The organism is Streptomyces sp. NPDC057445 (genome assembly GCF_042802855.1).
In the GTDB taxonomy this organism is placed as follows: domain Bacteria; phylum Actinomycetota; class Actinomycetes; order Streptomycetales; family Streptomycetaceae; genus Streptomyces.
On the sequence record NZ_JBHVDH010000021.1, the window covers coordinates 111,685 to 136,913 of the forward strand.

Annotated in this window: 18 protein-coding genes and 1 pseudogene; 11 read left to right on the forward strand and 8 right to left on the reverse strand. The window is 69.9% G+C overall.

From position 1 onward, the window contains the following. Positions 1–31 precede the first annotated feature (31 nt). Positions 32–457, reverse strand: coding sequence for a VOC family protein (locus ACFU5O_RS30800; protein WP_384245454.1), 426 nt, complete (start codon positions 455–457; stop codon positions 32–34). Next, complete coding sequence (locus ACFU5O_RS30805; protein ID WP_384245455.1) at positions 454–843, reverse strand: anti-sigma factor domain-containing protein; 390 nt, start codon at positions 841–843, stop codon at positions 454–456. Before ACFU5O_RS30805 ends, ACFU5O_RS30800 begins: the two co-directional genes overlap by 4 nt. Here ACFU5O_RS30805 and ACFU5O_RS30810 point away from each other — a divergent pair. Both ACFU5O_RS30810 and ACFU5O_RS30815 read left to right on the forward strand, forming a co-directional pair. Continuing rightward, positions 808–2,478: a molybdopterin-dependent oxidoreductase gene (locus tag ACFU5O_RS30810; RefSeq protein WP_384245457.1), complete on the forward strand. Its 1,671-nt coding sequence runs from the start codon at positions 808–810 to the stop codon at positions 2,476–2,478. The two genes, ACFU5O_RS30805 and ACFU5O_RS30810, sit on opposite strands and share 36 nt — an antisense overlap. Before the next feature lie 82 nt (positions 2,479–2,560). Then, positions 2,561–3,217, forward strand: a complete 657-nt coding sequence (locus ACFU5O_RS30815) for a fasciclin domain-containing protein (RefSeq protein ID WP_384245458.1) — start codon at positions 2,561–2,563, stop codon at positions 3,215–3,217. Between the two features lie 265 nt (positions 3,218–3,482). On the opposite strand, the gene gdhA is transcribed toward ACFU5O_RS30815, so the two are convergent. Further along, entirely contained in the window at positions 3,483–4,823 is a 1,341-nt protein-coding gene (gdhA, locus tag ACFU5O_RS30820) for an NADP-specific glutamate dehydrogenase (RefSeq protein ID WP_384245459.1), read from the reverse strand. 388 nt (positions 4,824–5,211) lie between these two features. Between gdhA and ACFU5O_RS30825 the strand changes: the two genes are divergently transcribed. The 3 genes from ACFU5O_RS30825 to ACFU5O_RS30835 all read left to right on the forward strand — a co-directional run bounded on the left by ACFU5O_RS30825 (position 5,212) and on the right by ACFU5O_RS30835 (position 8,751). After that, entirely contained in the window at positions 5,212–5,406 is a 195-nt protein-coding gene (locus ACFU5O_RS30825; protein WP_384245461.1) for a hypothetical protein, read from the forward strand. Between the two features lie 336 nt (positions 5,407–5,742). Further along, positions 5,743–7,854, forward strand: a complete 2,112-nt coding sequence (gene fusA, locus ACFU5O_RS30830) for an elongation factor G (RefSeq protein WP_384245462.1) — start codon at positions 5,743–5,745, stop codon at positions 7,852–7,854. A gap of 198 nt (positions 7,855–8,052) precedes the next feature. Then, positions 8,053–8,751, forward strand: a complete 699-nt coding sequence (locus tag ACFU5O_RS30835; RefSeq protein WP_384245463.1) for an alpha/beta fold hydrolase — start codon at positions 8,053–8,055, stop codon at positions 8,749–8,751. A 28-nt stretch (positions 8,752–8,779) separates the two neighbouring features. Here the strand turns inward: ACFU5O_RS30835 and ACFU5O_RS30840 are convergent, their stop codons facing one another. After that, positions 8,780–9,634, reverse strand: a complete 855-nt coding sequence (locus tag ACFU5O_RS30840) for a LysR family transcriptional regulator (protein WP_384245464.1) — start codon at positions 9,632–9,634, stop codon at positions 8,780–8,782. Between the two features lie 68 nt (positions 9,635–9,702). On the opposite strand from ACFU5O_RS30840, the gene ACFU5O_RS30845 reads away from it, so the two are divergent. Continuing rightward, the gene (locus ACFU5O_RS30845) at positions 9,703–10,734 is read left to right on the forward strand and encodes a DMT family transporter (protein WP_384245466.1); all 1,032 of its coding nucleotides are present in this window, start codon (positions 9,703–9,705) and stop codon (positions 10,732–10,734) included. Between the two features lie 214 nt (positions 10,735–10,948). Next, positions 10,949–11,392: a DUF4232 domain-containing protein gene (locus ACFU5O_RS30850; protein WP_384245467.1), complete on the forward strand. Its 444-nt coding sequence runs from the start codon at positions 10,949–10,951 to the stop codon at positions 11,390–11,392. Positions 11,393–11,466: 74 nt separating this feature from the next. Here the strand turns inward: ACFU5O_RS30850 and ACFU5O_RS30855 are convergent, their stop codons facing one another. From ACFU5O_RS30855 to ACFU5O_RS30865, 3 genes are all read right to left on the reverse strand, one after another. Next, positions 11,467–11,676, reverse strand: coding sequence for a DUF5988 family protein (locus ACFU5O_RS30855; protein ID WP_384245468.1), 210 nt, complete (start codon positions 11,674–11,676; stop codon positions 11,467–11,469). A 95-nt stretch (positions 11,677–11,771) separates the two neighbouring features. Next, on the reverse strand, positions 11,772–18,110 hold the full coding sequence (locus tag ACFU5O_RS30860; RefSeq protein WP_384245470.1) for an SDR family NAD(P)-dependent oxidoreductase: 6,339 nt from the start codon (positions 18,108–18,110) through the stop codon (positions 11,772–11,774). 87 nt (positions 18,111–18,197) lie between these two features. Beyond that, positions 18,198–19,541: a beta-ketoacyl synthase N-terminal-like domain-containing protein gene (locus tag ACFU5O_RS30865; RefSeq protein WP_384245471.1), complete on the reverse strand. Its 1,344-nt coding sequence runs from the start codon at positions 19,539–19,541 to the stop codon at positions 18,198–18,200. A gap of 956 nt (positions 19,542–20,497) precedes the next feature. On the opposite strand from ACFU5O_RS30865, the gene ACFU5O_RS30870 reads away from it, so the two are divergent. The 4 genes from ACFU5O_RS30870 to ACFU5O_RS30885 all read left to right on the forward strand — a co-directional run bounded on the left by ACFU5O_RS30870 (position 20,498) and on the right by ACFU5O_RS30885 (position 24,978). Further along, complete coding sequence (locus ACFU5O_RS30870; protein WP_384245472.1) at positions 20,498–21,208, forward strand: hypothetical protein; 711 nt, start codon at positions 20,498–20,500, stop codon at positions 21,206–21,208. 482 nt (positions 21,209–21,690) lie between these two features. Then, positions 21,691–22,641, forward strand: a complete 951-nt coding sequence (locus ACFU5O_RS30875; protein WP_384245473.1) for a lytic polysaccharide monooxygenase — start codon at positions 21,691–21,693, stop codon at positions 22,639–22,641. Positions 22,642–22,852: 211 nt separating this feature from the next. Continuing rightward, positions 22,853–24,061, forward strand: coding sequence for an RNA ligase (locus ACFU5O_RS30880; protein ID WP_384245474.1), 1,209 nt, complete (start codon positions 22,853–22,855; stop codon positions 24,059–24,061). Between the two features lie 2 nt (positions 24,062–24,063). Further along, positions 24,064–24,978, forward strand: a complete 915-nt coding sequence (locus ACFU5O_RS30885; protein WP_384245475.1) for an AAA family ATPase — start codon at positions 24,064–24,066, stop codon at positions 24,976–24,978. Between the two features lie 74 nt (positions 24,979–25,052). Here the strand turns inward: ACFU5O_RS30885 and ACFU5O_RS30890 are convergent. Next, a pseudogene (locus ACFU5O_RS30890) lies at positions 25,053–25,229 on the reverse strand (2,3-diaminopropionate biosynthesis protein SbnB); the annotation flags it as partial.

The following is a 25,229-nucleotide window of genomic DNA, read 5'->3' on the forward strand; positions in this document are numbered from 1 at the left end:
CGCGGCTCCAGGCCCCGATCGGGCGCTCTCCTCAGACGACCGGTTCGCCGACGCCCAGCAGGTTCCCCTCGCTGTCACGGAACCAGGCACCGCGTTCACCTCGTGCGCCCTTGCTCGGGTAGTTCCCTTCGATCTCGGCGATCCCCTCCACCGTTCGAAACCCAGGTACGTCGACCTCTTCGAACACCACGCCGCGCCGTCCGAGTTCCGTCACGACCCTCTCGATGTCGTCGACCTCCCACGCCATCTGGGTGAAGGTGCCGGGAGAGGCTCCCGTCGATCGGAACAGTACGAAGTCCGCGCCCGCGCACCGGTACAGCAGCCCACCGGGCCGTTCATCGACGGGCTCCAGACCGAGCTGCTCGTAGTAGAAACGCCGCGCCCGGTCCAGGTCCTGTGCCGGAAGCCTGGTCGCCACGCGTGCTCGGGCCAGAAGATTCCTGTCGTCCGCCTTCATGTCTCCACTGTGCCGTGGGCGGTGGCCGGAGAGGTGGAGGCAACAGGCGCGTGCCACGGCAGCCTCACCGAAAGAGTGGGGCCCGGAGCGCCCGGACGGTCACCTCGAGCCGTTGGGAGGACGACCTCGGTCCAGCGGGGCAAGTCCCGTCGGGCCGGTGGGTTGAGGAACAGCAGCGGGTCGGTGGTGGGTCGGGGCGCGCCGCCCGCCGGTTCGAGGGCCAGCGCGACGGCCCCGGCCCTGGCCGGATCTCCTTGCATGAGGACGGCGCCGTCGCGCTGGAGGAGGCCGGCCGGACGCATGGTGCCGCGGTCGTCGGACCACAGTTGCCGCACTCCGCGGTGCGGTTCATGGTCACCATCGTCAACCCAACAATCGATCTTCATCCGTTCGGTGGGCGGACCAATCCGTGTTCCCGAGGCTGCCGAAGTGCCGATGTGAGCAACTTCCGCACGACACCCACCCGCAGCGCACTCGGCGCCGTGACCGGTCTGCTGTCCGGCTGCGCCGCTCTGGCGGTGGCCGAGCTCGTCGCCTCGCTGGCCCGGCCGCAGGCCGGCCCTGTGACCGCGGTGGGCGGTGCGGCCATCGACCGCACACCGGCACCGGTCAAGGACTGGGCCATCCGTACCTTCGGCGAGAACGACAAACTGGTGCTCCAGCTGGGGATCGTGGCCGCCCTCGGCTTCCTCGCGGTGCTTCTGGGCCTGCTCGTTCTGCGGCACCGGCGGGCCGGCGCAGCGGGCGTGCTGGTCTTCGGTGTGGTCGGTGCGGCAGCCGCGCTCACCCGTCCCGACGCTGATGGCGCGGTGGACGCCCTGCCGTCCCTGGCCGGGGCGCTCGTCGGGGCCACTGTCCTGTTCCTCCTGGCCGGAACGCTCACTCCTGCCCCGTCCACGGCCGGTGACGAGGGCGCCGGCGCCGGCGCGGAATGGAATCGGCGGGGGTTCCTCGTGGCGGCATCCGTCACCGCCGTCGCCGCAACCGGTGCGGGCGCCTTGGGTCGTGCCCTGGCCGTGCGCCGCGGCCGGAGCGCCGTCGCCTCCCGCAACGCCGTCGCTCTCCCCGTCCCGGCATCCCTCGCGCCCCCCGTACCGGCGGGGGCTCAGATGAAGGTTCCCGGCATCAGCGCGTTCACCACGCCGAACCGTGTGTTCTACCGGGTCGACACCGCCCTGGTCGTCCCCCAGGTGGATGCCGGCACCTGGAGGCTGCGTATCCACGGGAAAGGAGTGACCCGCCCTCGCACCTACACCTTCCGAGATCTGCTCGACCGACCGCTGATCGAGCGGGACATCACCCTGACGTGCGTCTCGAACGAGGTCGGCGGGCCGTACGTCGGCAACGCCCGCTGGCTCGGCGTACCTCTGGCCCCACTGTTGCGGGAGGCAGGGGTGAGGCCCCCGTCCGAGGGGGGCCGTGGCGATCAGCTGGTGGCCCGGTCGGTCGACGGGATGACACTCGGCTCCCCGGTCGAGGACGTCATGGACGGCCGTGACGCGATGCTGGCGGTCGGCATGAACGGCGAACCACTGCCGTTCGACCACGGCTTCCCCGTTCGCATGCTCGTTCCCGGCCTCTATGGCTATGTCTCGGCATGCAAATGGATCGAGGACATCGAACTCACCACGTTCGACGCCTACGACCCCTACTGGGTCAGGCGGAAGTGGGCCCGAAGGGCGCCGGTCAGGACCCAGGCCCGCATCGACACCCCCAAGCCCTTCGCCCGCCCCGCCGCCGGACTGGTGATGGTCGCGGGCGTGGCCTGGGCCCAACACCGCGGCATCAGCCGCGTCGAGGTGCGCGTCGACGACCTGCCCTGGCAGGACGCCGACCTCGGTGCCCAGAACACCAACGACACCTGGCGGCAGTGGTCCTTCCCCTGGAGGACCACCCCAGGAGGCCACACGCTGACCGTCCGCGCGACCGACGGCACCGGAACGGTGCAGAGCGAGCAGCGCACGCGGACCATCCCCGACGGCGCAAGCGGCCGGCACAGCGTATTCGTCACCGCCGGATAGCCCCGCCCGTCCACACGCGGGCCGGTGTCACCCACCAAGCCACCCTCCAAACAGTTCAATCATCAACAAGGAGAAACCTGCCATGTCCAGCACCCTGCGGATCCGCCGTACCGCGATCGCCGTCGCCGCGGCGGCCGTCCTGCCCTTCTCGCTCACCGCGTGTTCCGGCTCCGGAAGCGACTCCGCCTCCGATCAGGCCGCTGCCACCAACGACAGCTCCAACTCACGGCAGTCCGACGACTCCATGGACGACAACACGACCGCGGACAAGCCCTTCGGCCCGGCCTGCGCATCGGTCCCGAAGGACGGCGCCGGCTCCTTCGACGGCATGGCCAAGGACCCCGTCGCCACTGCCGCCTCCAACAACCCCGCGCTGTCCACGCTGGTCGCGGCGGTCAAGCAGGCCGGCCTGGTCGACACACTGAACAACGCACAGAACATCTCGGTCTTCGCCCCCACCAACGACGCCTTCGCCAAGGTCCCGAAGGCCGACCTCGAGAAGGTCCTCGCCGACAAGGACACCCTGACCAAGATCCTCACGTACCACGTCGTCGGTCAGAAGCTCGAGCCCGAGCAGCTGGAGAACGGCACCTTCGACACCCTGGAGAAGACCAAGCTGACCACCACCGGCGCCGGTGAGACCTACATGGTCAACGACAGCGCGAGCGTCGTCTGCGGCAACGTGAAGACCGCCAATGCCAACGTCTACGTCATCGACACCGTCCTGATGCCCGAGTAGCACCCGCTTGCGGCGCCCTGTCCGGATGCCGTTGCATCCGGACAGGGCGCATCGCCAGAAGAACATGGGAACTCGACCCGCAGCCAGGCCTCGCCTGCGGCCTGGCCGGCCCCTTCCGCGGATCCGCTGTGCGCAGTTCTTCCCAGCCGGGCGGCAGCGCAGTGCGCCGGGAGGCGCGAACGCCCGCTGCCGCCGGCCCGGGCCGGCACCGCGTCGGTGTGACCGAACGCAGTGCCGCTCCGGCTGATCTCCAGGTCCACGGCGATCAGATGACGCCCTGCGCGCTCATCGCGTCGGCCACCCGCTCGAAACCGGCGATGTTGGCACCGACGACGTAGTTGCCCGGGGCTCCGTAGCGTTCCGCGGTCTCGTACGTGATGTCGTGGATACGCCGCATGATGCCGGCCAGCCGTGCTTCGACCTCGTCGAAGTCCCAGTGGTCCCGGACGGCGTTCTGCTGCATCTCGAGCGCACTGGTCGCCACCCCTCCCGCGTTGGCGGCCTTGCCCGGGCCGAATGACACGCCGGCCTCCTGAAGAATGCGAACCGCCTCGGGGGTGGTGGGCATGTTCGCTCCCTCGGAAACGGCCTTCACGCCGTTGCGGACGAGGGTCAGTGCGGCGTCGGCGTCGAGTTCGTTCTGCGTCGCCGAAGGCAGGGCCACGTCGGCCGGGACATCCCAGACGCAGCCGCCGCGGACGTACCTGGCCGACGATCCGCGGCGCTCCGCGTAGTCGCTGACACGCCCGCGTTCGACCTCCTTGATCTGCTTGAGGAGCGCGACGTCGATGCCCTTCTCGTCCACCACGTAGCCGGTGGAGTCCGACGCGGTCAGTACGTGGGCGCCGAGCGCCTGCGCCTTCTCGATCGAGTGGACGGCCACATTGCCGGACCCGGAGACGGTCACCTGCCGGCCCTCCAGGTCTTCGCCCCGCCTCTTCAGCATCTCGGCCGCGAACAGGACGTTTCCGTACCCGGTCGCCTCGGCCCTGACCTGGGACCCTCCCCATCCGAGGCCCTTGCCCGTGAGGACACCCGAGTCCCAGCGATTGGTGATGCGGCGGTACTGGCCGAAGAGGTAGCCGATCTCGCGGCCGCCCACACCGATGTCCCCGGCCGGGACATCGGTGTTCTCACCGAGATGCCGGTGCAGTTCGGTCATGAACGACTGGCAGAACCGCATCACTTCGGCGTCCGACCGTCCGCGGGGGTCGAAATCGCTGCCGCCCTTGCCACCGCCGATACCGAGGCCGGTCAGCGCGTTCTTGAAGATCTGCTCGAAGCCGAGGAACTTCACGATCCCCAGATTCACCGAGGGGTGGAAGCGGAGTCCGCCCTTGTAGGGGCCGAGCGCGCTGTTGAACTCGACCCGGAATCCCCGGTTGACGCGCGTGACACCTGAGTCGTCCTGCCAGGCCACCCGGAAGATGATCTGACGTTCCGGTTCGACGATCCGCTCGAGCAGACGGGCCTCCAGGAACTCAGGGCGGGCGATCAGCACTGGTTCAAGTGATTCCAGCACCTCACCGAGCGCCTGCTGGAACTCGGGTTCGCCGGGACTGCGCCGCAGTACTTCCGCATGCAGGGGTTCCAGGACGGACGGCATGCTACGAGCCTGTGGCGGTACGGAGAGAGACGGCATGGAGGTCTCGTTCCTCTTCTGGTCGAACGGCCGGGACATGGGGTGTTGCTTCACACGGAGTACGGACGGGCGGCGGGGAAGGACTCAGGTGGCGAACGCGAACAACCACAGCCGGGTTACGGCACGGAGGCCCGCATCGTCATGTCGGCCGCCTGCCCGTGGATCAGGGGAGGCAGTCGCAGTCCCTCGCCGAACTCGTTCGTGACGAACATGTTCGGTGGCTCGCGCTGGTCGAAGCACTGCCGGCACTGCTGAGCGAGGGCGGGATGCCGGACGGACAGGCGGCCTGGGGCGTGGATGTGCTCCTGCAGGTGGCCACCGCGGCAGCCTGCACGTCCACGCCGCGCTCGAGGTGCCACAGGACTGGATCTCCGGCATCGACTTCACCGACACCGCAACCGCCAAGCGCGCCGTTCTGGAGCACTTCCCCGACCGGGACCAGAGTCTGCGTGCTCTGGTCGCCGATGCCGACGGCGCGCTGGTTCCGCGCCCCATCCACAGCCTGCCGGCCAATAATCCGGTGCCGTGCTCGGGCCCGGCTCTCTAGACTCGCCTCGTGCGCCGCTCCGACATCGCGGCGCCTCATCGACAAGTGAGGGGAGCCGACCGTGCGTTACCGCGCTGCTGTCGCCGTTCCCCGTTCACGGTTCGACGTGATTCTGATGTCTTCGAGTGCCCGGTGCCGGCTGCGCGGCCGCCACCGGATGTCCGTGACGAAGATCTGACTCCCCCGTCGAACAGCGGCTCGGCCGGCCCGGGGGCATCCCGATGCCGGGTCTGCGGCGGCAGATGACACCGTGTCAGGAACGTTTCCTCGCTGTCGGGTCCTCTCGTCCGGAAATCGCGCTGCCCTGTTCTCGTCATTCCTGAAAGGCCTCGGGCCGTGCGCAGCGACCTTCGACGTCATCCCGTCAATCCCCTGACCAGCATCCGTAATCTGGGCATCCTCGCCCATGTCGACGCAGGCAAGACCACCGTCACCGAGCGGATTCTGTACATCACCGGCGCCACCCACAAGCGGGGCGAGGTCCACGACGGGACGACCGTCACCGACTTCGACCCGCAGGAACGCGACCGTGGGATCACCATCTTCGCGGCGGCGGTGAGCTGCGCCTGGGACGGTCACCGGCTCAATCTCATCGACACACCGGGCCACGTCGACTTCTCCGACGAGGTGGAGCGCTCGCTGCGGGTGCTCGACGGCGCGATCGCGGTGTTCGACGCCGTCGCCGGTGTCGAGCCGCAGAGCGAGTCGGTGTGGCGTCAGGCCGACCGGCACGGGGTACCGCGGATCGCCTTCGTCAACAAGCTGGACCGCGCCGGCGCCGACCTCGACTCGGCGGTCGGGTCGATCCGGGAGCGGTTGTCCACGGTCCCGCTGGTGGTCCAGATGCCGATCGGGCAGGAGGACGCCTTCACCGGTGTGGTGGATCTGCTGCGCATGCGCGCGCTGGTCTGGGGCCCTGGCCGCGACACGTTCGAGGAAGGCCCGGTGCCCGATGGACTCCGGGCAGAGGCGGAGCGGCGCCGCCGGCTGCTCGAGGAGGCGGTGGCGGAACTCCACCCGGCCGCGCTCGAGGAGTTCTGCGCGGAGTCGACGCTCTCCGCCCGAACTCTGGCCGCGGCACTGCGCGACCTGACCCGTAGCGGTGAGGGCGTGGTGGTGTTGTGCGGGTCGGCCTACCGCAACTGCGGGATCGAGCCGCTGCTGGAGGCCGTCGTCGCGTACCTTCCGTCTCCTTCGGATGTGCCGGCGGTGCGCGGCACCCTGGACGGCACGGTGCAGGAACGGGCCGCTGATCCGGCGGCGCCGTTCGCCGCGCTGGTCTTCAAGGTGCAGGCGACGGCCACGGGACGGCTCGCCTACCTGCGTGTGTATTCAGGAACGGTCCGGAAGGGAGACACCGTGCTCGACGTGGGGGTGCGGCGCACCGAGCGGATCGGCCGGATCCTGCGGGTCCAGGCCGACCGGCACGCGGAGGTGGACCGGGCGCAGGCAGGGGACATCGTCGCCGTGATCGGGCTGAAGACCGCTCGGGCCGGCGTCACCCTGGCCGCGCCCGCCGCGCCTCTGGTCCTCGAACCGCCCACCGCGGCCGAGCCTGTCGTCTCGGTGGCGATCGAAGCCCGCACGAGCCTCGATGTCGACCGGCTGGGCTCGGCGTTGGCGGGGCTGGTCGAGGAGGATCCGTCGTTGACTGTCCGGACCGATCCCGAGACCGGGCAGACGGTGCTGTCGGGGATGGGCGAACTGCATCTGGAGGTCGCGGTGGAGAAGATCCGCCGTGCCAGAGGGCTCGACGTCGGCGTCGGACGGCCGCAGGTGGCCTACCGTGAGACGGTCGCCGAGGGCGTGTCCGGGTTGGTGCACCGGCATGTCAAGCAGGATGGCGGCGCTGGTCAGTTCGCCCATGTCGTGCTCGATGTCGAGGCCTTGGAGCCTGATACCGAGGCGGTCGGGGACAACGCCGCTGTCGGCGCAGGGAGCTTCGTGTTCCGCTCGACCGTCACCGGGGGCCGGGTACCGCAGGAGTACATCCGTGCGGTGGAGGCAGGTTGCCGGGACGCCCTGGCCGAGGGTCCCCTCGGCGGCCACCCGGTGACCGGGCTCCGGGTCACCCTGACCGACGGAGCCACCCATCCCAGGGACTCCTCGGAGATGGCGTTCCGGACGGCGGGCCGGTTCGCGCTCCGGGAGGCGCTGCGGGCCTGCGTGATGGTGCTCCTGGAACCGGTGGTCGAGGTCACGGCCACGGTGCCCGACGACACCGTGGGTGCGGTACTCGGCGACCTGGCGGCGCGCCGCGGAAGGGTCTCGGGCTCGACCGTGCGCGGCGGTACAGCGGTGATCACCGCCGGGGTGCCGCTGGCCGAGTTGTTCGGGTACGCGACCCGGCTGCGCAGCCGGACCCAGGGCCGGGGGACGTTCGCCACCCGGGCCGCCGGCTACGCCCCCGTGCCGACAGCGGTGTCCGTCGGCATCCTGTCCCGGTAGTTCCGATGGTGGCCCCGTCCGTATGCGGACGGGGCCACCCCGTATGTACGGGCCCGCCAGCCGTCGGTCACGGGCTCGACCCTTACCGGCGTGCGCCGGACGCATCGCCGAGTGCGAGGACGGCCGCGGTGTCGCGTCGGGTTCGAGCGGTCGCTGAGCTGATGAGCGGTTGTCGGACCGCTCCGCTACGTTGCCGTCATGACGGAATTCGTGATGGTTGCAGGCGCGTGGCTCGGCTCGTGGGCGTGGGACGACGTGGTGCCGCCGCTGCGTGCGGCCGGCCACGGGGCCCACCCGTTGACGCTGTCCGGCCTCGCGGAGAAGCAGGGCGTGCCCGCCGGGCAGCAGACCCACGTGCAGGACATCGTCGACGAGGTCGAGCTCCGGGATCTGCGGGACGTCGTCCTCGTCGGGCACAGTTACTCGGGCATCCCGGTCGGGCAGGCCGCCGAGCGGATCGGCGACCGGCTGGCCCACGTCGTCTTCGTCGACTCGAACGTCCCGACCGACGGAGAGTCGTTCGTCTCCAACTGGTGGGAGGGTCCCGCGAAGTTGGAGGTGTCGATCGCCGGGAACGGCGGCTTCTGGGCACCGCTCACCGCGTCCGACTGTGCCGGCCAGGGCCTCACCGATGAGCACATCGCACGGATCGTGGGAGGCTCGACGCCGCACCCGGGTGCCACTCTGTCCGAGCCGGCCGTGCTGGCACGGCCGCTCGGCGAGCTCCCGGTGACGTACGTCAAGTGCCTGCTCGACGGCGCCGAGCCGAGCGACGACGTGGCCCGGCTGCTGACCGGCGAGCACTGGCGGCTGGTGGAGATGGACACCGGACACTGGCCGATGTTCTCCCAACCGGGCGAACTGGCACGGATCCTGCTCGAGGCAGCCGGAGGGTGACCGACCTCCGTGCCGACAGGCAGGCGGGTCACCCGGTGCGGTAGAGGTCCGTGAGGAGCCCGACCGCCGCCTGGGTGGCGGGGTGCGGGTCGTCGCGCCACCAGGCGAGCCGTACGGCGATCGGCTCCGCGTCGCGGACGGGTCGGTAGACGATGCCGGGCCGTGGGTACTGGTTGGCGGTGGATTCCGCCGTCACGCCCACGCAGCGGCCCGTGGCGATGACGATGAGCCAGTCGTCCACGTCACGGGTGTCCTCCGTGGCCGGGCCGGCGTCCGCCGGCCACAGCCCCGCCGTGGTGGTGCCGGTCCGGCGGTCGACGAGCAGGGTGCGACCGCTGATGTCGGCGAGCCGCACGGCACGGCGCCGCGCCAGGGGATCGTCGGCGGCCATGGCACAGAAGCGCCGCTCCAGTCCCACGATGGCGGAGTCGAAGCGCCGGTCGTCCAGATCTCTGCGCACCACCGCAAGGTCGCAAGCGCCCTCCGCCAGCCCCGCGGTGGCGGAGTTCGTACGCACGAGCCGGAGCTGCGTCCCCGGACTGATTCCGCTGAACCGGCGCTGGAACTCCAGGGTGTGGCGGCCCAGTGCGGACCACGCATAGCCGATCCGCAGGTGGGTCTGGCCCGACCCCGCCGCTGCGACGAGCTCGTCAACCGCGGCCAGCACCCGGCGGGCATGGGACACGACGCGTAGTCCGGTCGCCGTCAAGGTCACCTCGCGGGTGCTCCGCCGCAGAACCCTCACCCCGAGATCACGCTCGAGCGCGGCCACCGTGCGCGACACGGCCGCCTGCGAGATCCCCAGTACAAGGGCGGCACGGGTGAAGGTGCCCTCGTCCACGATCGCGAGAAGACAGCGCAGTTGCCGCAGCTCCACACTCATAACCCCAGCGTATAACTCCTGCGAATCATTCATTTTACGCAAGCGGAGCACTGCCGGACGATCGTGGAATGCGGCCTGCAACCACGCACCGAGCAGCCCCTGCCCGTCACGACACCCCCACTCCCCCGCAGCCCCGTAGCGGGCCCTTCTCCGGTATCGCCACGATGCTCGGCAGCGGCCTGTCCAACCAGGTCGGCGCCGCCGTCGGATCACTCGCCTTTCCCGCGCTGGGCCCTCTGGGGGTCGCCGCGGTACGCCAGTGCGTCGCCGCGATCGCCCTGCTGGCCGTCGCACGCCCCCAGCTGCGTGCCCTCACCTGGCAGCAGTGGTGGCCGGTGCTGCTGCTGGCGCTGGTGTTCGCGACGATGAATCTCTCCCTGTACGGCGCGATCGACCGCATCGGACTCGGTCTGGCGGTGACACTGGAATTCCTCGGACCGCTCAGCATTGCCCTGAGTACCTCACGCCGACGCATGGACATGTGCTGCGCGGTGATCGCCGCGGCAGGCGTGACCGCGCTGATGCGACCGCGGCCGACCACGGACTACGTCGGCATGGGCCTGGCGCTCGTGGCCGCCGTCTGCTGGGCGTCGTACATCCTGCTCAACCGCACTGTCGGCCGGCGGGTGCCCGGAGCGCAGGGGTCGGCGGCTGCCGCGGGTCTGTCGGCGCTGCTGTTCCTGCCGGTCGGTCTCGCCGTCGTCGTACGCCATCCACCGTCCCCCGGGGCGGTCGCCTGCGCTGTCGCCGCCGGGATCCTGTCCTCGGCCGTCCCCTTCCTTGCCGATCTCTTCACCCTGCGCCACGTACCGGCCCAGGCATTCGGGCTCTTCATGAGTGTCAACCCGGTGCTGGCGGCGGTGGTCGGCCAGGTCGCCCTCGGCCAGAACCTGGGGTGGACCGCGTGGTGCAGTATCGGAGCGATCGTTGCCGCCAACGCGCTGAGCATCCTCACATCGGCTTCCCGCTCCCGGCGGAGTCACGGACCAGGCACACACCTGAGCTTACGGAGCCCCCCGTCCGCCACCCCCGCGATCGCGACCACGACCGACGAGGCGCATCCGGCGGATCACGGCCGGGGCGTCCGACACCGCGTGTGATGATCGCGGCATGACCGTCATACCTGTGCGACACGCCTTGCTCGTGGCGGCGGTGGCCCTCTTGAGCACCGGGTGCGGGCTCTCGGCCGAACTCGATCGTGAGGCGGATCCCGCACGGACGGGAGCGAGGGTTTCCTCGCCCCGGCCGTCGGGTCCCGGGCCGGCCGCCGGTGCGCGGACGAATCCGCCTGGCGATGCGGGGCAGCCCCCGCCCGTGGACACGCAGGCCTGCCCGGATGCGGGTGTGCTTGTGTCGACCGGCGCAGTGAGCGCCGCCATGGGACTGCGCGCCATGCCCGTGACGCTCACCAACTGCGCCGAGCGCGACCACCGGCTGAACGGCTATCCCGACGTACGGGTGCGGAACGTGGACCACGAGCGCATGGACGTCACCGTGCTCAAGGGGCCCGGACCGATCACACAGCTCGACGACCCGGGAGCGCACCCCGTCACCCTCAAACCCGGAGAATCCGCGCGCAGTGTGTTCGTCTGGCGCTACTCGGCCGTCGACACGGCGACACAGCGCGGCAGTGGCGTCTATGTGGAGATCGCCCCGGCCGTCGGGGTCGACCGGCAGACCGTGCAGCCGGACGGCGGCCTCGACATCGGCGAAACGGGACTGCTGGGCACTACGGCGTGGCAGAAAGTTGTCGACTAGATCCGCGCTACGACGGGTCATGGGGGGCGTCGCGGGCGACGTCCCCCCGTCCAGGACCTCCGGGTGCATCAGCATCACTCGGCGATATAGGTGCGGTAGGCCCAGCGGTAGACCGGCAGCGACTCGCCGTGCAGAGTGCGGTACTCGTTCGTGAACTCGAAGTGCTCATAAGCGTTGTGGCGCAGAATCTTGACAGGCTCACCGCATCCGCCGGGCGGCATCGCCCAGACTTGAGGAAGGTCGTCGGGACCTCCTTGAAGGAGCACGACGTTCGATGGGTCCATGGCTCGTGCCTCCAGCAGCCTGGGACGAGACGGAGTGGAGCGGCGTCGAAGGACGAGCCGGGAGGGCGAGCCGTCTGCACGGTTCGCCCGGGGGCTCATGAACCGGATCGGTCCTCGAGTGTGAGTCCCATGTGGTCGGCGAGACCTGTGGCGAGGGCTGCCAGTGTCGGGTGCTGGTAGACGAAGTTGGTGGCGATCTTGATTCCGAGCGCTGTCTCCAGCCGGGTTCGCAGTTCCAGGGACAGCAGTGAGTCGAACCCCAGTGACTTCAGCGGGGTCTGCGGGTCGAGGGTGGTGTTGCCCAGCCGGAGTACCGCACGGATGTGGCCGGCGATGTGGGTTTCGAGGGCGGTGCGCCGGGCCAGGCCTGCCGGCAGGGAGTTCAGCTCCGTCCAGATGCCTGCGCCGGTGTCCTGCCCGGTGTCTTCCGGCCGGTTGTCGGCGAGAAGGCTGAAGAGCGACGACTGCCGCACCGCGGGCAGGATCCAGGTGTCGGGTTCCCCGGGGATGACGCCGGTGCGTATGCGCCGGTGAACGATCAGGGCGTTCAGCGCCTGGAGTCCCTTTTTCGTGGGGATGGTCCGGTAGCCGCGTTCGGCGAAGTCGACGGCGGCTCCCGTCTCACCCCATGCGCCCCAGTTGACGGCGAGCGTGGGCATGCCGCAGCTCGTCCGCCAGTCGGCGAAACCGTCGAGCCAGGAGTTGGCGGCGGCATAGGCGCCCTGACCGGGATTGCCCAGCAGGGATGCCATGGATGAGAACACGGCGAACCAGTCGAGGGTGTGACCGGCGGTGGCTTCATGCAGCCTCCACGCCCCCGTTGCCTTGGGCCGCCAGACGCGCAGGAGCTGGTCGTCGGTGACGTTGGTGATTGCCGCGTCGTCGAGGACCATGGCGGCGTGTACGAGGCCCCGCAGGCGCCGGCCGTTCGCGGTGGCGGCGGTCACGAGGCGCTCGGCGGTGCCCGGTTCGGCGATGTCGCCGAGGGTGACGGTGATCCGCGTCCCGCGGGAGCGCAGCTCCTCAAGGGTCTGCTCGGTGGACTGCGAGGGGGGCGTGCGGCCGTTGAGGACGACGTGGCGGGCGCCCTGTTGCGCGAGCCAGCAGGCTGTCGCGAGTCCGACACCGCGCAGGCCGCCGGTGACGATGTAGGCGCCGTCAGGGTGAACGGCCGAGGGCCCCTCAGTGAGCACGGCGGTGGTGTCGCCCCGCTCGGGGACGGTGAGGATCAGTTTGCCGATGTGGCTCGCACCGGCCATGGTGCGCAATGCCTCTGTCGCCTGGGCCAGTGGGACGCTTCGGTAGGGCAGCGGCTTGAGCCGTCCTGAGGCGATCTCGCAGAGCACCTCGCGGAGCACGGCGGTGAACACCTCCGGACGCCTGTGCTGGAGCTCGATGAGATCGACGGTGCTGAGGGTGATGTTGTGCCGCAGCGGTGACAGCCCGATGGGTGTGTCGGAGAGAATGTCCCGGACCCCGAGTTCGACGAAACGGCCGAAGGGGCGCAGGGTTTCGAGACCGGCACGGATCGCCGGGCCGGCCAGGGAGTTGAGGACGACATCCACGCCCTCGCCCCCGGTGGCGGCACGTGTCCGATCGGTGAAGTGCAGGGACCGGGAGTCCATGACGTGCTCGATTCCCATTCCGCGCAGATAGCCTCGTTTCTCCGCGTTGCCGGCCGTGGCCAGCACCTCGGCGCCCAGCAGCCGGGCGACGCCGATGGCGGCAAGGCCGGTCCCGCCGGTCGCGGAGTGGATCAGGACCCGTTCACCGGCGGTGAGACGGGCGACATGGTGCAGTGCGTACCAGGCGGTGATGTACGCGGCGGGGAGGCCGGCCGCTTCGGTGAGGGCGACACGGGCCGGTACGGGGGCGACGGCGTGCACGGGCACGGTGACGAACGAAGCGAAGGCACCGCCGTGCAGGTCGATGGCGAGCGCGGAGTCTCCGACGCGAACGGTGTCGACGTCCGGACCCACCGCGGTCACCGTCCCTGTGCACTCGAAGCCGATGCGGTACCTCGCGTCCTCGTCGGTGGACAGGAGGCCCATGGCTGTGAGCACGTCCCTGAAGTTCACCGCCGCGGCGTGGACTCGGAGTTCGACCTCTCCCGGGCCAGGTGCGGGCCTGTCGGTCTCGGCGAGTTCGAGCGCGTTCAGGTCGCCGAAGCGGCCGACTCGGAGCCGGAAGCGGTCCCTGCCGAAGCGCACGGTGCGTGTGGTGGCCGTGGCGCGTTCGGTCTCGGTGAGCGGCGCGTAGTCGAGCCGGGCGATGTGGCGGGTGCCGTCGCGTACGGCCGTCTCGTCCTCGGGTGCGTTGTCCAGCAGTTCGGCGGCCACATCGTGCAGTGCGGGATCTGCCGGGTCGGCGTCCAGATGTGTCGGGCGGATCTCCGGGTGCTCGTAGGCGAGTACGCGTACCACTCCGCGCAGGGCGCTCTGGGCGGGGTCGGCCGTCTCCGCGGGCTGGACCGTCTGGGCGCCACGGGTGACCACGAAGAGGCGAGGGGGCTGCGGGCAGACGGCGGCCGCCTGGGCGGTGTCGATCAGACGTCGGGTGCGTCGCAGTGCGTCCGCTGTCGGATCCGCGGCCTGGACGGGCGGCGCACAGAGCAGCACCACATTCTCCGGGGGCGCGGGGCGGGCGGCCCACCGTTCGAGGAGTGCGCCTTTGAGCAGTCCGAGCGGATGGTCACCCATCGGGCTTTCGACGACCTCGGTGGTCGCCCCGGCCGCTTGCAGCAGTCCGGCCAGCGCCTGGGCGGAGCCGTCCGCCTCACCGATGACGAGCCAGCTCCCCGGCCGGGTCGTTGCCTTGCGCACCGGGCGCGGGGCGGGCAGCCAGCGTGGCTCGAGGAACCAGCCGTCCACCTCGCCGGCACCGGGTGCCCCGTGGCGGACCAGCTGCAGGCCCTCGATACCGAGGACGAGTTGGCCTGCCTCGTCCAGCAGGCGGACGTCTCCGGTGATGCCGTCGGCCGTCTCCTCCACGATGCGGGCGTGACAGTACACGGCCGCCGTGGGATCGCCGAGGACCCGTATGGACCTGGCACCGACCGGAAGGACCAGGCCTTGTCCCCTCTCCCGGACCAGTCCTGCCACGAGCGCCTGGGCGCAGGCATCGACGAGGACTGGGTGGATACGCAGGGCGTGCGGCGCGGACGTGGCGGCGGCGGGTAACTCGACCCGGCTCCAGGTGCTCTCGCCGTCGCGTGAGATGCGCAGCTTCGTGATGCCGGTGAAGGCGGGTCCGTGTTCGATCCCGCGGGATCGCATGCTCGCGTAGAGGGAGGCCGGGTCAAGAGCGATGGGGTGCTGTGCCGGCAGCGCGGTCAGCGTCGCCGCCAACGGCGACGCCGGTGCGCCGGGGACGTGGCGCAGTTCAGCGGTCGCGTGCCGTACCCAGCCTCCGTCATCACCTCGGGCGAAGATCTCGCACTCGGCATGAACGGGGCCGGTCACGGTCGCGGTGGTGACCATTTCGGTGTGCTCGGACAGGTGCAGCAACTCCAGGAACCGGACGCCGGTGACCTCGATCTCCTGCGGAGGTGCGCCGAACACCTCGCAGGCAGCGGTCAGGGCGACGGCGCAGTACCCGGCGCCGGGAAACACCGGATCGTTGTGGACCCGGTGGTCGGCCAGCCATGGCACCGCCGCGGTTCCCGCGTCCGCTCGCCAGTAGTGGCGGACCTGTTCACCGGGAACCTCGGCGCGTGTGCCGGGCAGGGCGCGGGCCGTTCCTACGGGAACGTCGGGAAACGGGGTGGCGTCCGCCCAGTGATGTTGCCGGTCGAAGGCGAGGGTGGGTACGTCGGCGAGTTCCCCGTCCGCGTAGAGCTTCGACCAGTCGACCTTGACGCCCGCGCAGTGCAGAGCCGCCAGCTGCGTGCGGAAGGTGGCGAGTTCGTCCTCGCCCCGGCGCAGCGTGGGCAGGACGACCGGGTTGTCGACGAGACGGGGCAGGCTGTCGGAGACGGAGCGGGTGACGACGGGGTGGGGAGAGACTTCGACGTAGACGGTGTGCCGGTCCGCGGCAGCGGCGGCGATCGCGGAGGCGAGCCGGACGGGGCGGCGCAGGTTGGCGCACCAGTAGACGGCGTCGAAGTCGGGGACGCGGCGTGGGTCGTTCAGAACGGTCGAGTAGAAGGGGACTCGGGGCTGTTGGGGTGTCAGGCACTCCAACGCGGTGCGGAGGTCGGCGAGCAGTGGATCGACCTGCGGGGAGTGCGAGGCGACGTCCACCGCGATCAGGTGCGCGGGGACTGCACGCGAATCCCAGGCGGCGACCAGCCGTTCCACCTCTCGCCTCTCACCGGCGACGACGGTCGAGCCGGGGGCGGCCAGGACCGCGACCGAGACCGCTCCGGTTGCCCGGGCGGTGTCGATGTCCTCTTCCACCGCGGCCTGGTCCAGATTCACGGTGGCCATCGCGCCGGCTCCCGCGATCCGCGTCAGCAGCGAGGACCGGCGGCAGATGACCCGGACACCGTCGGCGGGACTCAGCGCGCCCGCCACGACGGCGGCCGCGACTTCTCCCATGGAGTGGCCCACGACGGCGGCCGGCTCGATCCCGTGCGCCCGCCAAAGAGCGGCGAGCGAGACCTGCAGTGCGAACAGCAGGGGCTGTACCCGCGAGCATTCGGTCACCGGCACGCGGGTGTAGACCATGTCGAGTACGGAGAAGCCGGCCTCGTCGCTGATGAGCGCGTCAACTTCGGTCATGGCCGTGGCGAAGGCCGGTTCGTGGTCGAGCAGTGTGCGTCCCATGCCCGGCCACTGCGAGCCCTGCCCGGAGAACACCCACACCGGGCGCCGGGTGACTCCGGTGGCGACCGTGCCGGTCACCAGGCCGGGGTGGGTCAGCCCCGTGGCGAAGGACCTGAGGGCACCCACGAGTTCATGGCGGGAGGCGGCCACCGCACCGAGGCGGCCGCGGCCCGGCGAGCGCCTGAGGGCGAGGGTGTGGGCGACATCGCGCAGCGGCACGCGCGAGCCGTCCTTCTCGAGCCAGTCGGCGAGACGTTGCGCTGCGAGCGGGAGAGTCCCGGCGGAGCCGGCGGGTACGAGAAGGACCTCGGGCGTGGGACGACCGAGCGGGCGTGGGGTGGGCAGGTCGAGGGCGGCGGCGGGCGCCTGCTCGAGTATCACGTGGGCGTTGGTGCCGGAGTAGCCGAAGGACGAGACGGCCGCAAGCCGGGGGCACGAACGGGTGGGCCACTCGCTCATCGCTGTGGGAACGAAGAAGCGCGTTCCTTCCGGCGCGATGGCAGGGTTCCACTGCGTGAAGTGCAGATTGGGCGGGACCAGTCCGTGCTGAAGACACAGCACGGCTTTGATCAGCCCGCTGATTCCGGAGGCGGGTTCGAGATGTCCCAGGTTGGTCTTGACCGATGCGAGCGCGCACCGGTCCCGGCCCGTGCCGTAGACCTGGGCCAGGCTGGAGAACTCGACCGGATCCCCGAGCGGCGTGCCCGTGCCGTGCGTCTCGATCATCCCCACGTCCCGTGGGTCGGTCCCGGCGCGGCCCAATGCCATGCGATACAGGGCCTGTTGGGCGGTCGCGGACGGGGCGGCCAGGCCGTCGGAGCGGCCGTCCTGGTTCACGGCCGAGCCGCGTATCACGGCCAGCACACGGTCGCCGTCCCGCCGGGCTTCCGCGAGGCGTTTGAGTACGACGACTCCGCACCCCTCACCGCGTACGAAGCCGTCCGCGGCGGCGTCGAACGTGTGGCAGCGCCCCGTCGGCGACAGCATGCCCATCCGCGCGAAGGACCTCATGGTCCTCGATCCGAGGATGAGCGTGACACCTCCGGCCAGAGCGAGTTCGCACTCGCCCGCTGCCAGCGCCCGGCATGCGAGGTGAATGGCCACGAGCGACGAGGAGCACGCCGTGTCCAGCGCGACGCAGGGACCGTGCAGCCCCAGGAGGTAGGAGATCCGGCCCGCGGCCACACAGTGGCCGTTCGTCAGGAGCGAGCCTTCCAGCTCCACCGGCCGGCCGGCGAGACCTTCGTAGAAGTCGTTGTAGCTGATGCCCAGGTACATCCCCGTCGCACTCCCGGCCAGACCGTCGGGTGGCATGCCCGCGTGTTCCAGTGCCTCCCAGGCCACCTCCAGAAGCAGCCGGTGCTGCGGGTCGAGCACGTCCGCCTCACGACCGGACACCCCGAAAAAGCCCGCGTCGAATCCCGACACGTCCCGCAGATAGCCGCCCTGCCGGACCGCGGTCCTCCCGGGCCCGGCGCTGTCGTGACGATCGCCGGATAATGCGGGGCCGCCACGGCCGGCGGGAGGGGCGCCCACGGCGTCCCGTCCGTCGGCCATCAGCCGCCACAGAGCGGTGGGTGAATCGGCATCGCCGGGAAGCCGGCACCCCAGGCCGACAACGGCGATACGGCTGTGCTCTTCGCACGCAGAGTGCTCACGCTGGACCATCGGATGCCTCCTCCGCCCGTCGCCCGCCCGGGCCCGGGATCGATACACGCTGTGGAATGGTCTTGCACCGCTCGGGCTCTCGGCCCGTTAATCGACGTCCGGGCTTCCCAGCAGGACCGCGCTCTTCACTCCGCCGATCTGGTATGTGAAGTTCAGCGCGTGATGGAATTCGAGAGGGCGCGTGCGCACACCGGGAACGGGATCGAATGCGAGGCCCTCGGCCGGCTGCTCACAGTTCGTCGTAGGACACACTTCGCCGCGTTCCATCATGAGGAGGGTCAGCGCCACCCCGAGGCATCCCGCCGGGGCACCGTTGTGGCCGAAACAGCCCTCCTGAGACGTCATCAGCAGGCTGGCCGCGGACGGCCCGTAGAGATGTCTGACCGCATTCACCTCAAACGCGGTGACAACAGCGTCGCCATCGCTGCCCCCGTGAATGTAGGGGATCTGGTCGATGGACCACCGGTCTCCCAGACAGGCGCGGACCGCGGCCACCAGACCCATTCCGCTCTCGTCGCTCGCCAGCGGGTTGGCAAGACCGTCACGTGTCGTGGCCTGGGAAAGGATTCGGCCATACGCATTCGCGCCACGCCGAAATGCGTGCTCCCTGCTCTCCAGGATCAGTGTGACGGAACCCTCGCCGTAGTTCACGCAGTCCGCGCGCCGGTCATAGGGCCGCATAAGGCGGTCGAACGACGGCAGCAGCGCGGGCTTTCCGGCCGACCGGACGGAGGCGTCCGCTTCCTGAGCAACGCGCAGCAGACGTTGAGCCTTCCGGACCAGACCGACATGGAACACATCGACACCGGTGACCACCGCAATGTCGACCACACCGTCGGCGATGAGGCCACGGGCGTTCCCGAGCTGGACCGCGGACGAGGCACAGCCACAGGACACCGTGAAGCAGGGGCCGGTGGAACGGGTCACCGCTCCCTGGACGAGGGCGACATCGGAGGGGGATACGGCCAGTTCGGCCCCGATGAAGAGATCCATCGCCTCCAGGGCGGTGATCGTGTCAGGGTCGGCCCGCAGGACCGCCTGGTAGCTGCCGACCTGGGCGTCCACCCCGCCCCGCCCCGCCAGAATCGCCGCGGCGGCCAGGTCTCCCGCGTACAGGTTCACGCCGGCATCCATGCACGCCTCTGCCAGTGAGACCAGCCCGAACCGGTGCGCCGCCGTGAAATGCCGGACGAAAACACCCGGCAATTCGGGCAGGCGTTCCTCGAACATGGCACCGGAAAGGTGAACGGGGCCGTGATAGACACCGTCACGTAAGAGGCATGAACGTCCGTGTGAAGCGATGTCCCAGACTTCCTCCGCGGTGAAAGCGGGCCGGCCCTCACCCGGCAGACAGAAACCCATACCCGTCACCAGGACGTCCCGCGCGCTCACTCGCGCCCTTCCACGTGTTGCCACCGCTCGACCGCTCATGTCACACCTCCGTGCATTCGTTACGGCATGCTCGTCAGGCCTTGTTGGGCGTGTTTGTCACGGCATGGGGAAACAGCACACCGTTGCCAGGGCTGAACCAGGTCCGGAACCCGAATTGCCGGACCCTCTCGGCGAGCGGCTCGGCAGGCAGCCGATACCTGCTCGGGAACAACTGATGCCTTGCCGCGGCGAGAAGTGAGAACGCCGACCCGTCTTCCGGAAGCCGACGAACCGACAAAGCCGATTTCGGCTTTGTCCAGTAAGGCGGTCCTAACCCTAAGGTGTAACAGGCAGTTACGGACATGGCGATGTTACGGCGCTCGAAGCACTGACAACGACGAACGCGCGCCGGAACTCCACCGGCGTATTCTGCTTCCCGCGTGTCCGGATTCCATGGCTGATAAAGCCGGAGTTTCCAGGGACTTCGCCCGAACACAAGTACCGGGGACACCCGCGCGAGACGACAGCGATACCAAGCCTCACCGCAGAGCGCATGCGGCGACAGCAGGCGACGCCGACCTTTCCGGCCTGGCACCAGTCGTGAGGCCGCCCCGAGCCCCCACCCGCTCTCGCATCGCTTGCCCTCATAACCAGCGGTGGGCCCGACTCCGCTCCGATGTGTCGACCGACTTCGTCAACCTACGGCGTACGGACAGAGATACGAGATGACAGGCGGCAGCCCATCAACGGCCCCAGGCTCTCCATCGGGTCGACGGCCCTTGAGAGTCGGCCTGACATGGCGCTCTCGGCGGCTCTGAGCGTTGCACAAGCCCGCACGGCCTCGCCATGGGTGGCTTCGACGGGGGACCGCAAGTTCGCCGAATGCCTGTCGGCAGGACGAGCGAGGACGCACATGAAGTCGGACTCAATGTGTCATCCGCTGCGCAACAGCCGTACTCTGCAGCCACAACACACGGCATCCTCGGTACACCCATCGCAGTTCTCAGGAGCACACCATGACAACGACGGCAAATGCAGCGGTCAGTATCGAAACAACAACTTCCCTGCTGCAGGCAGAGCTTCCTCAACTGGAAGAGCACCAGCAGGCACTGCAGGAACAACTTGCCGCGGTCTCCGAGCGGCTGGAATCGGTCCGCGGCGCCCTGACCGCGCTGAGCGCCCTGTCCGCCACCACGGTCCCGCATCCCCGCACCGCCGAGGGCGAGGCCCGCGTCCCCGCCGAAGCGGAGACGGCTTCCGTCGAGGCTGACACCGGCACAACGCCGGAACCCGCAGAGACCACCACCGAAGCCGCACCGACGGAAATCCCCTCGGCTGCTCCCGAGGAGACGGCGACTCCTCGCCGGGCCCGCAAGGCCGGCGCCGGTACGAAGCAGAAGGCCGCCTCCCGAGCGGACGAGAAGCCGGTGGCCACACGACGCCCCGCGAAGAAGCCCACCGCTGCCAAGGCGACGAAGGCCAAGCAGACGGAGAGCACCGCTCCCGCTGAGGCAGTCCTGGATGCCGGGGGTCTCACCGAGCAGGTGATCGCCGTCCTCGCCCGCGATGCCGGCACACCGCTGCGCGCCCGGGACGTGGCCCAGGTCCTCGGCCGGGACGACAGCGCCGGCGACATCAACACGGTGCGCAGCACCCTCGACCGGCTTGTCGCCACCTCTCGCGCCCACCGCGCGGGCCGCGGGCTCTACCAGGCCCCTGCCAACTGAGATCCATGGCAGCCGACTCCACGCGGTTGCGGCGATACGTGACGGCCGAGACGGCCGACAGCCTGGTCGGCATGGTCACCCGGAGGTGATCTGCCACCGTGCCCGCAACCGAGCGGGCACGGTGGCCGTCGGTACGGGGTGGGGACCGCCGATTCGGCGAAAGGCGGAACTCTGTCGAGGAGTACTTCTTGGGCGCCGCTGCCCACCCCGGAGGGCGGCAAGCGCTGTCGGTGTCGTTGGGCGGCGTGTTCTCGTCGCCCGGCGACGGGTGGGCTCCAGTGTTGCCCAGGCCGATGTTGAGACGTCGCATCACACGAGCAACTGGGAGGAGCGCCCCCAACGGCGAGACCGCCTGATGCATCCTGACGCATACGGAGTCCGATCAGGCCGAGATTCGGCTGAACGCTGCCGGGCTCCTGGGCCGTACTAGGGGGCGCGGCGGGGATCGCCGCCGCTTCGGCTCCGGGAAGGTCTGCCAGGGGATGTCCAGTCGTCGCACCATCGTGGCCACGGTTGCGCTCGTCGGGAGCGCACCACTGCTCCTCCTTGGAGTCTGTGCCGGACCTGCCGTCGCACATGGCGCTCCGTCGGATCCGGTCAGCCGGGCGGTCGCGTGCGGTCCGCAAGGCGGTCACGCGCAGTCGGCCGCGTGCGTTGCGGCCGTCCGGCGCGGTGGGCGCGAGGCGTTCGAGAAGTGGGACAACCTGCGCGTGGCGGACGTGGCGGGCCGTGACCGTCGGATGATCCCCGACGGGAAGTTGTGCAGCGCGGGAATCGACACGTACAAGGGGCTGGACATCGCCCGCGCCGACTGGCCCGCCGACACGTTCGAAGCCGGCGCGCCGTTCGCGCTCACCTATGCGTCGACCATTCCGCACCGGGGCACTTTCAGCGTCTACCTGACCAAGGACGGGTACGATCCGAACTCACCGCTGGCGTGGGACGACCTGGACGGCAAGCCCTTCCTCACGGCCACCGACCCGGTGTTCCGCGACGGTGCCTACCGCATCGAAGGCAAACTGCCCGCCGGACGAGCCGGCCGCCATCTGCTCTATACGATCTGGCGGAACACCGACACACCGGACACGTACTACTCCTGCTCCGACGTCGTCCTCACCGCTGCCGGTTCCGATCGCGGTGACGCTGGTGCTGTTACTGATCAGAAGCCTGAGAACGGCGGGAAGGCGGCTCCTGGCAACCACCGGCCGACGGAGCCGGAGGGCGAGCCGGAGAAGCCACCTGCCGTCGCCGCCCGGACGCCGGAGAAGCAGCCGCCCCCCGCACCCGTCGTGTCCCAGCCGGAAGCAGCGGCGAAGCCTGCCTCAGCCACGGCGAACTCCGGTGGGCTCACGATCGCGTGGGCATCAGCCGCCGTCCTGGCTGTCGTCGGCGCAGCGGGCGGCTACCTCCGCCACAGGCGGCGCTCCCACTGACAGTGGGCGGACAGGTGCGGGGGCCCTGCCGCCTCCTTCGGCTCCGCCGAATTCCGCACGTACTGCGGATGAACCTGAAGGTCTCCCCCACGAGCGGGCCGGCGACGACCTGTGGGAAGGTGTGATCGCCACCCGGGCGCAGCGGCGCTAATTCGGTACTCGCCGGAGCCTCCCACACGTGACAATCAAGGCTCACCCACGGGAGGAACACATGAGCCAGGCCTACCTGACTCTTCACGAGCTGCTGCCGGCGCAGGAGTTGGCGGCTGCCCTCGACGCGGGGCACGTCACCCGCAAGCCGCACCCCGAACTGCCGCTCTCCATCTACACGTACACGAGGACGTGCCAGTACGAGCGCGTGTGGAACCGGGTGACGACACGCTGCCGCGGCCTGGTCGCCGACGAGACCACCGGCGAGATCGTCGCCCTTCCGCTGCCCAAGTTCTTCAACGTCGCCGAGCACGAGTCCGGTCAGACGTACGCGCCCGCGCTCCCGGACGAGTCGTTCGAGGTGTACGACAAGGTCGACGGCAGCCTGGCGGTGGTCTTTCACTACGCCGGCCGGTGGCGGGTCGCGTCCAAGGGCTCGTTCATCAGCACCCAGGCCACCTGGGCACAGCGCCTGCTCGACGGAAAGGACACCTCCGCCCTGATACCCGGAGTGACCTACCTGGCCGAGATCCTGTACCCGCAGAACCGGATCGTCGTCGACTACGGCAACCGTCGTGACCTGGTGCTTCTCGCCGCATTCGGTAGGGACGGCACGGAGGTTCCGCTGACGGATGCCGCGGTCGCCTGGAAGGGGATCGGCTCTGTCGTCACCGTCTGGCCTGCCATGCCGCTCGCCGAGCTGGTCGCCCTGGCCGCCTCCAACCGGCTGCCCGGCGGCCGGGCCGCCACGGGCACCGACGCGGAGGGCTTCGTGCTGCGCTTCGCTTCCGGCGTACGTGCCAAGGCCAAATTCTCCGAGTACGTACGACTTCACAAGGTGCTCACCGGCGTCACCGAGCGGGACATCTGGCGCAGCCATGGGATCCAGCGGTTCGCCGGACTGCCCCTCAAGCAGGTGGCCCAGGCACTGGGCTGCTCGGTCGCGGACATCGAGGCGTCCGGCGGCAAGCCTCTGGACGCACTGCTGGAGCAGGTGCCCGACGAGTTCGACGCCTGGGTGCGCGGGGTGATTGCCCGCATCGAGGAGGAAGCGGCACGTCGCGAGCGGGCGATCGACGAGGCGTTCCGGTCCCTCGCCCATCTCGCCGGCGACCGGGGCGCCTTCGCACGCGCCTCGAGGACCCTGTCCGACGCTGCCGTCCGCCCTGCCATGTTCCTGCGCCTGGACGGACGCCCGACCGAGCTCGTCACGTACCGTTCCGTCCGGCCCGAGGCGTCCGACCCGTTCAAGTCCGACGAGGAGAACTGACCGTGCCCGTAGTACACGTCATGACGGGGCTCCCGGCCTCGGGGAAGACGACCGCCGCGCGCAGGTTGCAGGCGGAGTCCGAGGGCCGGATGCGCCGGGTCAATCTCGACGACCTGCGGGCGATGCTCGACATCCCGGCACCTGAGCGTGGCAGGTCCCACCGGCACGAGCAGACCGTGCTGGCGATCCAGGACGCGGCGGTGCGGGCGGCAGTGGACGACGGCTTCGACGCCGTCGTCGACAACACGCATCTGACGCCCCACATCCCCAAGCGTCTCAAGGCCGCGGTGGCCGGGCAGGCCACGTTCGTCGTGCACGACTTCACCGACGTATCACCGGAGGAGTGCATACGGCGCGACGCCGAGCGGGACCGGGCGGTCGGCGAGGAGATCATCCGGATCCTTGCCGACAAGCACGCGAAGGCGAAGCAGGGCGGCTGGCGGCTCACCGACGCGTGGCTCAACGACGAGCCCTCGGTCGAGCCGTACACCGCCGACCCGGCGCTTCCCTCGGCGGTCATGTGCGACATCGACGGCACACTCGCCATGAGGGGCAACCGGGGCCCGTACGACTTCACCCGCTGCGACGAGGACCTGCTCAACGTGGCGGTGCGCGGCGCCCTGCGCTCCTTCCGGCGGGCCGACGGCGATGCCGTCGTGCTGCTCTCGGGTCGCGGCGAGGAGCACCGGGAGCTGACCGAGGCGTGGCTGCGACGGCACGAGGTCCCCTACGACGAACTGTGGATGCGCGCCGCCGGTGACGGCCGCCGCGACGACGTCGTGAAGGCCGAACTCTTCGACCGGCACGTCCGCCACCGCTTCGCGGTGCGTGTGTCCCTCGACGACCGCGACCGCGTCGTCGCGATCTGGCGTCGCATGGGCCTGCCCACCTGGCAGGTCAACTACGGCAACTTCTAGATGTGCCGACAGCGACGCCCCACTGAGCGCAGCCGACCGCCCTGAACACGGCAGGCGCGGTGCGACCGGCCCGTTCATCCGTGGCGGCTCATGTCGTGGAAGAAGTTGTCGACGACATGCTGGTCGCCGGTGCGGTTCGTCTCGTCGTAGACGTATTTGCCGACGGCGAGGTCGAGGACGCCGAGGCCGAAGGGTGAGAAGACCACCGGGCGGTCGGTGGGCAGGGTCACCTGTGCGGACATGACGTCGGT